General features: G+C 48.8%; 12 protein-coding genes. 10 read left to right on the forward strand and 2 right to left on the reverse strand.

The window, feature by feature from the left end; genetic code table 11:
- Nucleotides 1-23: 23 nt before the first annotated feature.
- The 9 genes from A7975_RS33965 to cysI all read left to right on the forward strand — a co-directional run bounded on the left by A7975_RS33965 (nucleotide 24) and on the right by cysI (nucleotide 10,386).
- Complete coding sequence (locus A7975_RS33965) at nucleotides 24-260, forward strand: hypothetical protein (protein WP_065384150.1); 237 nt, start codon at nucleotides 24-26, stop codon at nucleotides 258-260.
- A gap of 58 nt (nucleotides 261-318) precedes the next feature.
- Nucleotides 319-1,200 carry an EcsC family protein gene (locus tag A7975_RS03680; RefSeq protein WP_065384151.1) on the forward strand — a complete coding sequence of 294 codons (882 nt, stop codon included), beginning with the start codon at nucleotides 319-321 and terminating at the stop codon, nucleotides 1,198-1,200.
- On the forward strand, nucleotides 1,169-2,260 hold the full coding sequence (locus A7975_RS03685) for a nitric oxide synthase oxygenase (RefSeq protein ID WP_065384152.1): 1,092 nt from the start codon (nucleotides 1,169-1,171) through the stop codon (nucleotides 2,258-2,260). Before A7975_RS03680 ends, A7975_RS03685 begins: the two co-directional genes overlap by 32 nt.
- Nucleotides 2,261-2,692: 432 nt before the next feature.
- Entirely contained in the window at nucleotides 2,693-3,841 is a 1,149-nt protein-coding gene (locus A7975_RS03695) for a DUF3900 domain-containing protein (protein ID WP_082197955.1), read from the forward strand.
- A 47-nt stretch (nucleotides 3,842-3,888) separates the two neighbouring features.
- The gene (locus A7975_RS03700; RefSeq protein ID WP_053375855.1) at nucleotides 3,889-4,248 is read left to right on the forward strand and encodes a Lin0512 family protein; all 360 of its coding nucleotides are present in this window, start codon (nucleotides 3,889-3,891) and stop codon (nucleotides 4,246-4,248) included.
- A 31-nt stretch (nucleotides 4,249-4,279) separates the two neighbouring features.
- Complete coding sequence (locus A7975_RS03705; protein WP_065384154.1) at nucleotides 4,280-5,593, forward strand: hemolysin family protein; 1,314 nt, start codon at nucleotides 4,280-4,282, stop codon at nucleotides 5,591-5,593.
- Between the two features lie 48 nt (nucleotides 5,594-5,641).
- Nucleotides 5,642-6,430, forward strand: a complete 789-nt coding sequence (locus A7975_RS03710) for an undecaprenyl-diphosphate phosphatase (protein WP_065384155.1) — start codon at nucleotides 5,642-5,644, stop codon at nucleotides 6,428-6,430.
- A 313-nt stretch (nucleotides 6,431-6,743) separates the two neighbouring features.
- Entirely contained in the window at nucleotides 6,744-8,606 is a 1,863-nt protein-coding gene (locus A7975_RS03715; RefSeq protein ID WP_065384807.1) for an assimilatory sulfite reductase (NADPH) flavoprotein subunit, read from the forward strand.
- A gap of 58 nt (nucleotides 8,607-8,664) precedes the next feature.
- Nucleotides 8,665-10,386 carry an assimilatory sulfite reductase (NADPH) hemoprotein subunit gene (gene cysI / locus A7975_RS03720; protein WP_053375858.1) on the forward strand — a complete coding sequence of 574 codons (1,722 nt, stop codon included), beginning with the start codon at nucleotides 8,665-8,667 and terminating at the stop codon, nucleotides 10,384-10,386.
- Between the two features lie 61 nt (nucleotides 10,387-10,447).
- Here the strand turns inward: cysI and A7975_RS03725 are convergent, their stop codons facing one another.
- Both A7975_RS03725 and A7975_RS03730 read right to left on the reverse strand, forming a co-directional pair.
- Nucleotides 10,448-10,741, reverse strand: a complete 294-nt coding sequence (locus tag A7975_RS03725) for a DUF3817 domain-containing protein (RefSeq protein ID WP_053375859.1) — start codon at nucleotides 10,739-10,741, stop codon at nucleotides 10,448-10,450.
- A gap of 15 nt (nucleotides 10,742-10,756) precedes the next feature.
- The gene (locus tag A7975_RS03730) at nucleotides 10,757-11,383 is read right to left on the reverse strand and encodes a TetR/AcrR family transcriptional regulator (protein WP_053375860.1); all 627 of its coding nucleotides are present in this window, start codon (nucleotides 11,381-11,383) and stop codon (nucleotides 10,757-10,759) included.
- Between the two features lie 133 nt (nucleotides 11,384-11,516).
- On the opposite strand from A7975_RS03730, the gene A7975_RS03735 reads away from it, so the two are divergent.
- Complete coding sequence (locus tag A7975_RS03735; protein ID WP_065384156.1) at nucleotides 11,517-13,739, forward strand: MMPL family transporter; 2,223 nt, start codon at nucleotides 11,517-11,519, stop codon at nucleotides 13,737-13,739.
- Nucleotides 13,740-13,867 lie beyond the last annotated feature (128 nt).

Raw genomic sequence — 13,867 nt, forward strand, 5'->3', positions numbered from 1 at the left:
GTTTTCGATAAGAACGGGGACGTATGGCTGCCACCTGTGTTGCTCTGCTTATATGGCTAAGAAGCTGGGCAGTGCATGCTTACGAATGGTTATTTGATCAGCCTGACGTCTTCTCAAGGATCGCCGCGGTTATCGCGGCGGTCCTTGTTGCGTTCCCGCTCCGCAGGGGGCAGCGGGCTGCATGTGCTGCGCTAGACGATCGCAATAATCGCTTTTCCTTCGTGATGACGCTGTTTATGGGCCGCAAATTGGAACAATAATGTGAAAGACGAATCCGATTGCGGGCTGATTGCGTATTACTTGCAAACAAGGAGAGTGATGGCGTTGTCTGGTGCACTAGATACAGAGGAGAATTTGCAATTAGCGCTGCGCGAGATCGCGGCTTGGGAGAGCAGCCAGAAGGATTTATGGTTTTGGGAGAAGCTTGGGCGATTGCCGTTTATGCTGCTCGATAAAGTGACGCCAAAGTTCATCCAAGAGAAGATCGGACAAGCGGTCGACGAGATCGGCAGCTATATTCAAACGGGAGGGAAATATCTCATTTCCGAACGCTCGGTCATCGAACGGATGCAGCGCAACGCTGATCCGGCAGCTGTATTTTCCAATGAGGAAGAAGACCGGCTTACGATTGAAGATGTTGCCGGGATGCCGCTGCTCGTTATGAATAGAAGCGCGGAGCAATTATCAACAAGCCGCTCGACGCTTGCGACGCTCCAGGGAGCGACAACCGGCATTGGCGGCATTTTTACGCTGGCTGTCGATATTCCGGCTGTTCTTGGCCTGTCGCTAAAAATTATTCAAGAGATTGCGATCTGTTATGGCTTCGATCCGAAAATAAAAGAGGAGCGCGTCTTTGCGGTTAAGGTCATGCAATTCGCATCGTCTGATATCGTAGGAAAAAAAGCGATTCTGGAGGAGCTCAGCGCTTACGACAAAACGAGCCGCAGCAATCAAATGATGTCGCAGCTGCAGGGCTGGCGAGAGGTTATAACGGTTTATCGGGATAATTTTGGCTGGAAGAAGCTATTTCAAATGATTCCGGTAGCAGGTATGCTATTTGGAGCTATAATTAATCGAGGCATGCTGAACGATGTGTCGGAAGCGGCGACGATGTTATATAGAAAACGCAGAGTATTGTTAAAGCTAGCGGAGAACGAGGCGAATGAGGATGACAACAACCACGAGAAGAAAGATAGCTGAGCAAGCAACGGCTTTTTTGGGAGAAGCTTACTTTGAGCTTGGCAAGAGCGAAGAGGATGCGAAACGAAGAATTCAAGAGGTTTTGGAGCAAATTGAGCAGACTGGCGCATACACGCATACCTATGAAGAGCTGAAGCATGGCGCGAAAATGGCTTGGCGGAACAATAACCGCTGCATCGGACGTTTGTTTTGGCAGACGCTTGAAGTGTTTGATGCTCGCGATGTTCGCGATGAGCTTGGCGCAGCAGAACGCATATTCAACCATATGAGCTATGCAACCAACAGCGGAAGGATTCGGCCGGCGATTACGATTTTTCCTGCGAGCCATTCGGATAACCGCTTAAGAATATGGAATCATCAGCTAGTTCGTTATGCAGGCTATCGCAAGGAAAACGAAATCGTTGGCGATTCAGCATCGCTTGCCTTCACCGATGCTTGCCAGAAGCTAGGCTGGCGTGGAGCGGGTACTAGATTCGACGTGCTGCCGCTTGTCATTCAGCTGGAGGGAAAAGCGCCGAAGTGGTTTCCGTTGCCGCAAGAAACGGTGCTTGAGGTACCTCTGTCGCATCCGGAAAATAGTGAATTCGAGCAATTGAAGCTGCAATGGTACGCCGTTCCTTTTATATCCGATATGGCGCTGGAGATCGGAGGCATTTCCTATGCAGCAGCCCCGTTTAACGGCTGGTATATGGGTACGGAAATCGGCGCAAGAAATTTATCGGATACCGATCGCTATAATCAATTGCCAACCGTTGCAAAGCTGTTCCGGTTCGATACGGCGACGAATACTTCGCTTTGGAAGGACCGCGCGTTAGTAGAGCTGAATGCAGCGGTGCTTCATTCTTTCAAAAAACAGGGCGTCAGCATTGTTGATCATCATACGGCTGCCGAGCAGTTCCTTCGTTTCGAGAAGCAAGAGCTGGATCATGGGAGAGCGGTTACCGGGCGATGGTCATGGCTAATCCCGCCGATGTCACCCGCTACTACCGGCATTTGGCATCGCAGCTTTGATGATACGGAGCGGACGCCGGCTTACCGTTACCAAGCCGCACCTTATTAAGCATTCTTATTCATACATCCACGCGTTTCAAATCGGCGGTTATGAATCTGTTTATCGCAGCCGCCGTTTGAGATGGATCTTCACACTCCGACATTCCTCCAACAGATTGTTACAAAACACCCCCGGCTTGCGTCTTTATTTAGGATGGAATTGTTTTCTTTCCTACACCCTGCAAAGCCAGCCTTTCCGTTCAACGTGAATAACCCTTCTGATTTAAAATTGTAAAATTGGTTGAAAATAATGGCATACCTTATTGCATTACATGCTTGCACCAGCCACTCTTTAGCCCTATGCATCATGCTGCCTATGTCCGCCTAAGAGCACGCTGCAATGACGAAGTCTGCTTGCGAGGTTCTCCCGTCTGATGTCGCGAAGAGGAGAGATATGCTATCCTAAGGAGATGACATTAGTTAGCTTGGAGGAATTATCAACGTGGATTTTAATATGCAGTACTTATCATTTTTCGTCATTCATACCGATGGTGAGGAGAGCGCTGCCTCATCAGGCAAGCGATTCAAGCATTATCAAACGCTCGAAGAGGACACCTACGAGGATAGCGAAATTCAGAAGTTTTTGGATGATGAATTTAAGCGCATCGTCAAAAGGAAAGTAGAGCGCAATCCGAACTCTGCGGGCGCTCCTACCAAAATCGGCCGATTTATGGTGGAACCGGGTTATGAGCTGGGAAGCAACCAAAACTACAATTTATTTCAGAGGCTGCGTGACGCGGACTCGAAGGAGCGGTTTATCGGCATCGCGGACGAGCTTGTTCGCATTTATATGGATACGAGCGCAGTAAGGGGCGGAGCGTTTATTATTGCCTTGTCCAAGCTGAATACGTATTTCGATGAGCCGTTTTTGTTTTTGCTCAAATGTGATTTCGAGCCGAAGATCGCCCGGATTTCCGATGAGAAAAACTTGATTTCGCAAGTAGAAATGGCGATAAGCGCTCGCAGCATCAAGTCCATCCAATATCCGCATATGCCGGAGGAGGGAATGCTGGAGCACTGGGAGCTCAAAATTCATCAGGCGTCGCATGCCCGTTATTTTGAGGACTTCCTTAAATATGTATCCTATGAGAAGCCGTTGCCAGAGGTTATGGGTGAGCAGGTCGTAGAAATGGTACATCAATACATTGCCGACAAATGGCAGGAGGATGAGAGCTCCGAGCGCCGTGAAGAGGAAAATGCGGTTGAGGTATGGGCGGCGAGCGAGAAGCGTGACCTGCAGGAGTGGTGGACGCCGGAGCAAGTGGAGGTAGCTGCCGCCGCGTTAGTCGAGCAAAAGCCGGATTTGCCGTTTTCGTTTAAATTGGACAGCGTAACGGTGAAGGGGCTGCTGGCTGATTTTGGCGCTGCCATTCATTTTGCCAAACATAACGGCCGTTATGTCGTTGTCATCGAAGGAGACGCCTTCCAGTTTGAGAAGGGCATGTCGCCGGTGGAGCTCGTTCAGCCGCTGGATTTGGTCGATGTCATGCCGCGCATTGGAAGCAAAAAGCCTTCCGAGGACGCTGATTCCGGCTACAGCTACACTCCGGCAGGCGAGGGAACTAGTCCGAATGATGATGTGCCGTGGTAATGGAGCAAGCATGTATCAAATGCATAAATAAGGGAGAGGATATTTAAGTGGACAACTTATTTTTTATAGAAATTGGCATGGGATGCGATCTTCACGGTCAAAATATTACGAAGGCATCGGTGCGTGCGGTCCAAAACGCGATTCACCACAATTCGATGCCCGGACTGCGGTCTGTTCTGCCTGGCGGGTCGCTCGATAACATGAAGGTGCGAGTCAGGCTAGCGCTTCCATGCGACCATGAGCTGCTTGATATTGAGCAGGTAAAAGCGGTGCTGCCATACGGTCAGGTGACCGTTGAGCTGATGGATGGCGGCATGCTGACAACCAGCGGTATAGTCCTGCCGGATAAAGATGATAAAAACGATTTGATTTATATCGTTAATGCATCGGTTGAGGTAGGCTATTAATAGCATCTCCAGCTAGAAAAGGGAGATAACTATGGTTTTAAAACTTTTAATATTCGCGTTATTGCTCGTATTTACTGCGTTTTTTGTCGCGACGGAGTTCGCAATTATTCGAGTGCGCGCTAGCCGGGTCAATCAAATGGTAGCGGAAGGCTTGAAAAATGCTAGAGCGGTAGAGCAGGTCACGAGCAAGCTTGACGGATATTTATCCGCCTGCCAGCTTGGCATTACGATTACGGCGCTCGGGCTTGGTTGGTTAGGCGAGCCGACGGTTGAGCAAATGTTGCATCCGATATTTGACCGTCTCCATATAGAAGGCGAGCTAAGCTCGGTTCTATCGTTTGTTATATCTTTTGTAATCGTCACGTATTTGCATGTCGTGCTAGGCGAGCTTGCTCCGAAGACGCTGGCGATCATCAAATCGGAGGAGGTCAGTCAATGGACGGCTCCGATCATCATCGTTTTTTACAAGGTGATGTTTCCGTTCATATGGCTGCTTAACGGCTCGGCGAATGGATTGGTGCGACTGCTAGGACTAAAGCCCGCAAATGAGCACGAAGCGCATTCCGAAGAGGAGATCCGGATCATTTTGTCGGAAAGCTATGAAAGCGGGAAAATCAACCAAAGCGAATTCGGTTACGTGAACCGGATTTTTGCCTTTGATGAAAGGCTCGCACGGGAAATCATGGTTCCGCGAACCGATATGATCTGTTTGTATGTGGATCAAACCTCGGAAGAAAATTTAGCTACGATCAAGAAGGAGCAATATACACGGTTTCCTGTTGCCAAGGGCAGCAAGGATAATATTATAGGCATTCTTAACACAAAAAAGTTTTTTCTGCGATATGACACAGATCGGAATGTCGATGTTCATGAGCTGCTTCAGCCCGTTATGTCCATCCCAGAGGTCATGCCGATCAACAAATTGCTTCGTAGAATGCAGCTGGAACGCGTTCATATTGCGATTTTGCTCGATGAGTACGGCGGAACGGCCGGCTTAATTACGATCGAGGACATCATTGAAGAGATTGTTGGGGAAATTCGTGATGAATTTGATGCAGACGAAGTGAAGGAAATCGAATTCATTGAGAAGCAGCGGTATCTGGTTAACGGAAAAGCGTTGATCAGCGATTTGAACGATGCCGCTGGTACGGATCTGGAAAGCGAAGAGGTGGATTCGATCGGGGGCTGGCTGTTTAATCAGAAGCCGGAGCTGCCGGTAGGAGAACCGTGGACGTATGGCAATATGACGTTTATCATACGCGAGCGAGACGATAACCGTATCCGCAAAATAGAAATTGTCACCGATTTGACAGAAAATGAGATGGACGCATACGGACATGCATAAGCTTGTATAAAGCGGTTGTGAATCATTTTTTTGAGGGGGAATCGGGCGTTGGGTGATTTAATTAATGCCATTATTATGGGTATCATAGAAGGCTTGACGGAATTTTTGCCCGTATCGTCAACCGGCCACTTGATTTTGGCTGGAGAGCTGCTGAATTTTACGGGTGACAAAGCCAAAACCTTTGAGGTGGTCATCCAATTCGGGGCTGTTCTTGCTGTGCTGGTCTTATATCGAAAGCGGTTTGCAAGCTTGCTCAATTTTAATATCGGCAAAAAATCGGGATTAAACGCTTTTCACGTTATTATTGCGATGGCTCCTGCCGGAATCTGTGCCGTCCTCCTTCATTCCTTTATTAAAGGGGAGCTGTTTGTCGCGCAAAAGGTTCTGATCGGACTTGTTGCAGGCGGGATACTCATGATTATCGCGGATCGGGTGAGGAGGAAGCCTAGCGCAGAGGAGCTCGACGATATTACATATAAGCAAGCCTTTGCGATAGGCTGCTTCCAGGTGCTCGCTTTGTGGCCGGGCTTCTCGCGTTCAGGCTCGACGATTTCCGGCGGCATGCTGTTTGGCACCAGCCAGAAGGCTGCTGCAGAGTTTACGTTTATCGTCTCCGTTCCCATAATGGCCGGCGCGAGCGGGATCGATCTTTTCAAGAGCCGAGAATTCCTCACGATGTCGGATTTGCCGTTGTTCTTGATCGGTCTCATTGCCGCTTTCATCGTCGGAATGATAGCTGTAGTTACCTTCATTAATATGATGAAAAAAATCAGGCTTTCATGGTTCGCCTATTATCGGTTTGCATTGGCAGCCCTTTTTTATTTTATAATTTTTTAAATAAAGCGAAAATAACGAGAACGATTTTCATTTAGCCGCCATTTTAGTGGAAGAATAAATCGTTTAACTATCACTTTTTTATATCCAAACCATCATTTTTTCTAATAAACTAACGAAAATCAGGGCAAATAGCCCTGATTTCTTTATTTTAACGGGTAATTGGGCCGAATTGCATAAATATGGGAAATGGAGCGGCGTACAACATCGTTGAAGGTTTTGTCTGATTATGTTAGGTTAAGTAATATTATAATGCTTTTTTTTATCTGACTATTAAAATAGAAGATGATTTTATGTTTATGAGAGGTGGATATTGTTGCAACTTCAGGTAACGAACAGTCCTTTTAGTCAAGAGCAAGTCGAGCTTCTTAATCGCCTTCTGCCATCCCTAACCGAGTCTCAGCAAATATGGCTTACAGGCTATTTGTTCGCCCGCCAAACAACGGCTTTATCGACAGCAAGCACGGAGCTGCAAGCTGTTTCGGGAGAGTCAAACGCAGCGGAGGTCATCTCTATAGCAAGTCAAGCTCCCGTTTCCCGCGAGGTAACGGTGCTCTTTGGCTCCCAAACCGGCAATTGCCAAAGAATCGCAACAAGCTTGTCACGAAAGCTGGAAGAGCAAGGATTCCAAGTCACGCTAGCTGCGATGAACAAGTTCAAGACAAATGGCTTGAAAAAAGTAGAAAACCTGTTTTTGGTCGTCAGTACGCATGGCGAAGGCGAGCCGCCGGATAATGCGCGGGCTTTCCATGAGTTTGTTTATAGCAAGAGAGCGCCACAGCTTGAGAATCTGCGTTTCTCCGTGCTGTCTCTTGGAGACACGTCCTATGAGTTTTTCTGTCAGACGGGCAAGGATTTTGACCAGCGTCTTGAGGAGCTTGGCGGCAAGCGGCTAGCTCCGCGCGTTGATTGTGATCTGGATTACGATGAGCCGGTTGCTGGCTGGATCGCACAGGTTATTAGCTCACTAAATGAAGGCGCTGGCTCAGCAGCTGCTGGATCCGGTGATTCTGCTAAAGAGTCGAGCAGCAGCACAACGCCAGAGGCTTCTGTGTATTCACGGACTAATCCGTTTAAAGCCGAAGTGCTTGCTAACATCAATTTGAACGGCCGCGGCTCTGACCGGGAAACACGCCATTTGGAGCTTTCCCTTGAAGGCTCAGGCTTGCAGTATGAGCCCGGCGACAGCCTTGGCATATACCCGGAGAACCATCCGGCTCTAGTAGATGCCATTATTCATGAATTGGGCTTTGCGCCTACCGATTCCGTTGCTATTAATAAGAATGGCGAGCAAAAGTCTTTGCGCGAGGCACTGCTAAAGCATTACGAAATTACAGCTTTAACGAAACCATTGCTAACGCAAGCCGCTCAGCTCACCTCGAACACAGCTCTACAAGAGCTGCTGGCTCCAGGGCAAGAGCAAGCGCTTAAGAGCTATATCAATGGGCGCGACCTGCTTGATTTGGTTCAAGATTTCGCACCTTGGCAGTTAACGCCTAGCAGCTTTGTCGCTATTTTGCGGAAGCTTCCGGCACGCTTATATTCTATAGCGAGCAGCTTCAAAGCGAATGAGGATGAGGTTCATCTCACGGTAAGAGCGGTTCGTTACGAAGCGCATGGCCGCGAGCGGTACGGCGTTTGTTCCGTGCATTGTGCAGAGCGAGTTGAAGCGGGCGACAGCCTGCCGATCTATATTCAGCAAAATCCGAATTTCAAGCTGCCGGCTGATCCGGACGCGCCGATCATTATGGTTGGTCCGGGTACGGGCGTAGCGCCTTTCCGCGCATTCCTTGAGGAACGCGAGGAGCTCGGTGCAGACGGGAAATCATGGCTCTTCTATGGCGACCGCCATTTTGTCACGGATTTCTTGTACCAGACCGATTGGCAGAGAATGCTTAAGGATGGCGTACTCACAAAGCTCGATGTTGCATTCTCCCGTGATACGGAAGAGAAGGTATACGTGCAGCATCGCTTGCTGGAGAAGAGCCGTGAACTGTACCAGTGGCTGCAGGAAGGCGCATATGTGTATATTTGCGGCGACGAGAAGCATATGGCACATGATGTGCATGCTGCGCTGATTACAGTAATTGAGCAAGAAGGTGGCAAGAGCCAAGAAGAAGCGGCCGCTTATTTGGACGATTTGCAGCAGCAGCAGCGCTATCAGCGCGACGTGTATTAATAGATCGTTTTAAAAAACAACATGAGTATGTGAATGATTGCGAGAGGAGACAGCAGCAATGGCGAAAGAGCAATTGGTTAAGCCTATCGGCGGGCCGCCAAGCGAGGTAGAGCATATCAAGATCGAAAGTAATTACCTGCGCGGTGCGCTTGTCGAAACGTTAAGAAATCCGATTACGGGCGGGTTGCCTGAGGACGACAATCGGTTGTTGAAATTTCACGGGAGCTACATGCAAGATGATCGGGATTTGCGCAACGAGCGTGAAAAACAGAAGCTGGAGCCAGCTTTTCAATTCATGATTCGCGTAGTGCTTCCTAGCGGCGTAGCTACGTCCGAGCAGTGGCTTGCGATGGACAGTCTGGCACATAAATACGGCAATGAAACATTGCGCCTGACAACTCGCCAGACCTTCCAGATGCACGGTATTTTAAAATGGAATTTGAAGCCGACGCTTCAAAAAATCAACAGCGAGCTGATGACTACATTGGCAGCCTGCGGCGACGTCAACCGCAATGTCATGTGCAGCCCGAATCCGTTTCAATCCGATCTTCACGGCGAGGTAAGCCACTGGGCGCGCAAGGTGAATGATCACCTTGCACCGCGTACGCGCGCTTATCATGAAATTTGGCTGGACGGAGAGAAGGTTGTTGACGGTCAACAAGAAGGCGAAGTAGAGCCTATTTATGGACCTGTATATTTGCCGCGCAAATTCAAAATCGGTTTTGCGATTCCGCCGCATAACGACGTAGACGTCTTCTCGCAGGATATCGGATATATTGCTGTCGTTGAAGACGGCAAGCTGAAGGGCTTCAATATCTCCGTTGGCGGAGGCATGGGGATGTCTCATGGCGATACGGCAACGTACCCGCAGCTGGGCAAGGTTATCGGATTCTGCCCGCCGGAGCGCATTGTTGATTTGGCAGAGAAGACGGTTACGATCCAACGGGATTACGGAAATCGTTCGGTTCGCAAAAATGCACGTTTTAAGTATACGATCGACCGTCATGGCATCGACTGGTTCAAAACCGAGCTGCAAAACAGACTCGGCTGGCAGCTTGAGGCTGTGCGCCCGTACCAATTCGAGAACAATGGCGACCGTTATGGCTGGTTGAAGGGCAGCAACGGCAAATGGAATTTGACGTTGTACATCCAAAGCGGACGTATTGAAGACAAGGACGGTTATCTGCTGATGACGGGTCTTCGGGAAATCGCTAAGGCTCATAGCGGCGACTTCCGCATTACGCCGAACCAAAATTTAATTATCGGCAACGTCAGCAGCCAGAAGAAACGCAAAATTACGGAATTGGTCGAGCAATACGGACTTAATGACGGCGCTCAGCATTCTGCACTGCGCAGAAGCTCCTTGTCATGCGTTTCCTTGCCGACTTGCGGCCTTGCGATGGCAGAGGCTGAACGTTACCTGCCGACTTTGATTGACAAGCTTGAGCCAATCATTAATGAAGCTGGACTTCGCGACAAAGAGATTAACATCCGAATGACGGGATGCCCGAATGGGTGCGCAAGGCCGGCATTAGGCGAGATCTCGTTCATCGGCAAGTCAGTCGGCAAATATAATATGTATATGGGTGCGGGTTTTGCCGGAGAGAGACTGAATAAGCTGTACCGGGAAAATATCGACGAAACCGAGATTTTAGATACGTTAAAGCCGATTATCCATCAGTACGCGAAAGAACGTGAGACAGGTGAACACTTCGGAGATTTTGTCATCCGGGCAGGTTATGTGAAAGCTGTTCATGACGGACAGGAATTTCACAACTAATCTTATATAGAAAGAAAGAAGACCAGAGCATTCCGCTCTGGTCTTCTTTCTTTACCCTTATTTAAGCTTGATCGCGAAGCAGCTTCTTGTCGAGTACGAACGTTCCAAGTGGGAGGAACGCTGCAATAAAGGCTGCCGCTACCTTGAAGATCGACCAGCGGTAAGTGATCCAAACGTGAAGAAGAGCAAGCATATAAAGTACAAATAATGCCCCGTGTAGCCCGCCAACGATCGCTACCGCCTCCGGGATGTCAGCCCAGTATTTGAGCGGCATTGCGATGAGCAGCAGCACAAGGAAGGATAATCCTTCAAACAAACCGATAACACGCAATCGGCCTATAACGGTTTTTAGCATTTCATTTCCTCCAAATTATGTTTTTGTCGAATGCGCCTCAAGGCCAGTCCACAATAGTTCTACGATTTCGGCGGCCGCTTGTTCCACTGTTTTCTCCGAATTAATAATTTCTTTCCGATTTCGGACGGTGAGCATAGCTGTGAACACATGCGCGAGCAATAAAGAATCGCCGCGTTTGATTTCACTCTCGTCCATTGCCTTTTGGAAGACGCTTGCGACAAGCTCATGAATAGCGTTCTCGCTGGCACGAATTCGCGTCACTTGCTCCTCGGTCAAGCCGGTTGAAGCTTCCCGCATCATCGTCTCGAATTCAACATGAGCATTGTTCATGTGACGTTCGGCAACGGTTAGCATTCTTTCCTTGAGCGTACCTGGTCCATGTACGAGCTTAGCCGTTTGATCATAAGCCATCTTTAGAACAAATTGCAGGCATTCGGTAAAGAGGATGCTTTTGTTTGTGAAATAATAATAAACGCTTGCCTTTGTAACGCCGCAGGCTTGAGCTACGCCTTCCAGGGACACCTTCTCGAATCCTTGTTCCATAAAAAGATAGGCCGCTGTGCGTAAAATCTGCTGCATCGTCTGATCTGAGCCTGTCCCTTTGGGCCGGCCTGGTTTGCGTTTTATTTGCTCGTCGCTCATCGCCAAGCCCTCCATTCATCAAATTGTAAAAATTAAGGATTGATTAATTAACCTTTGGGTATATATAATTAATTCGTAGCATTCATTTATTTTAAACGATAAAGGTGAAGAAGTGAAATGGAGGATTTGACAAATGATCGAAAAATTAGCTGGGATCATCGCCGGACCGCGTACCAAGTGGATTACATTAGTAGCATGGATAGTTATTGCAGCGCTGCTTAGCGTCTTTCTTCCTGCGGTTGGCGATAAAGAAGAAAGCAATGCTCCCAACCTTGAGTCAGACAGTCCATCCGTCATCGCCGAACAGCTTATTAAAGACAAGTTCCCAAGCTCATCGGGCATTCCAGCTCTGGTCGTCTGGCACCGTGATGGCGGCTTAACCGAGGAAGACTTTTCTCTCATTCAGAAAACGACGCAGACTTTAATCGACAAACCGCTTAAAGAGCAGGGAGAGGTCGTACCGCTCCATCAAATGCCTGTGCCTGCCCTGCAAAAGTTCGCTTCGGAAGATGGTACGACGCTTGTGCAGCCCATATCATTCGGCGAGCAGACCGAAACAGAGATCTTAAAGGAAAACATTGAAACGATCAAAGGAATTATAAATGATGCTTCTGGCCAAAATCCGTTTGAGGTTGCCGTAGATGATTCGTCGGCGCTTAGCGTCCGTGTCAGCGGTCCGGTAGGCATCTCGGTTGATGCGACCGATCTGTTCAAAGGCGCAGATGTATCGCTGCTTATCGCGACGGTGCTGATCGTGCTTATTCTATTGCTGCTCATTTACCGCTCGCCAATTCTCGCGATCATTCCTTTAATCGGGGTAGGCTTTGCTTATGCCGTCACAAGCCCGCTGCTTGGCTGGATGGCAGGCGAGGGCTGGATAACAGTAGATGCGCAGGCGATTTCGATTATGACCGTTCTTTTGTTCGGAGCAGGCACCGATTATTGCTTGTTCTTCATCTCGCATTTCCGCCAAGAGCTCACGCGCGAGAGCGACAAAATGGCTGCGTTAAAACGGTCATTCAAAGACGCATCCGGCGCAATCGCAATGAGCGGCTTTACTGTAGTGCTTTCCTTATTAGCTTTGCTGGCGGCAAAATATGGCGCATACGATCGTTTTGCAGTACCGTTTAGCTTATCGATTCTCGTTATGGGCATCGCGAGCCTAACGCTTGTGCCGGCATTGCTTTCGATTATTGGAAGAGCTTCCTTCTTCCCGTTCATTCCACGCACTGAATTTATGGAGCAGGCGCGTGCAGGGAAAAAAGGAAAGCCTTACCGCAAGCCAAATGCCGAGAAGAAGTTCAGCTCCAAAATCGGCAATTTGGTCATTGCAAAGCCATGGATGGTTGTCATCTCATCCGTAGTGGTTTTAGGCATCTTAGCGAGCTTCTCCAGCCAAATTAAATTTACTTACGATTTGCTTTCTTCGTTCCCGAAAGATATGCCATCTAGAGAAGGCTTTGAATTGATATCCAAATCATTCACGCCAGGCGACTTGGCGCCGATTACAGTTGTCGCGCAAACAGAGGGATCGGCGCCTGACTTGGCAGGCAAGCTGGCCGAGGTTCCGCTTGTTGACCATGTTCAGGAACCGCAGCCAAGCATCGATGATCCAAACTTGCTTTCTTACAAGGTTATTTTGAACACGAACCCTTACTCTTCCGAAGCGATGGATACGATTCCGCTGCTGCATGAGGCAGCGGAGGCGGCGCTAGCTGGCGTGAATGTAGCGGATGCCGATCAGAAGGTATGGATTGGCGGACAAACCGCCACGCAATATGATTCGAAGGTGCTTACAGATCATGATAACAGCGTGATCATCCCGCTTGTTATTGGGCTTATTATGATACTGCTGCTGGCGTATTTAAGATCCATCACAGCTACGCTTTACTTAATAGGCACCGTATTGCTATCCTTTGCGGCCGCGCTTGGTCTAGGCTGGATCATCCTGCACTACTTCATGGGCGTTGATGCCATTCAAGGCGCAATTCCGCTTTACGCATTCGTATTCCTAATCGCGCTCGGCGAGGACTATAATATCTTTATGATCTCAAGCATTTGGCAGAAGCGCAAAATCATGCCTTTGAAGCAAGCGATCAAGGAAGGCGTAAGCGAAACGGGAGGCGTTATTACGTCGGCAGGGCTTATCCTTGCTGCCACGTTCTCCGTGCTTGCCACGCTGCCGATCCAAGTGCTTGTCCAGTTTGGCTTAATTACAGCGATCGGCGTCTTAATGGATACGTTCATCGTTCGTCCATTTCTAGTCCCGGCGATTACGACCTTGCTGGGCAAGAAAGCATTTTGGCCGGCTAAGGTTGAACTTATCGAAGAGTCGAAGCAAAGCTCAAAAGGGTAACAAATGGAAGGCTGTTTCTATCGCAGCGTATGCTGTTGTAGAGACAGCCTTTTTGCGCGCTCCCATCCTTGCAACATTTTCCCAGTAATATGCGTCTAAGCTTAAAGGCTACTTTTGCCTATTATAGA

Origin of the sequence: Bacillus sp. FJAT-26390 (assembly GCF_001682865.1) — a bacterium.
Classification (GTDB): domain Bacteria; phylum Bacillota; class Bacilli; order Paenibacillales; family Paenibacillaceae; genus Pristimantibacillus.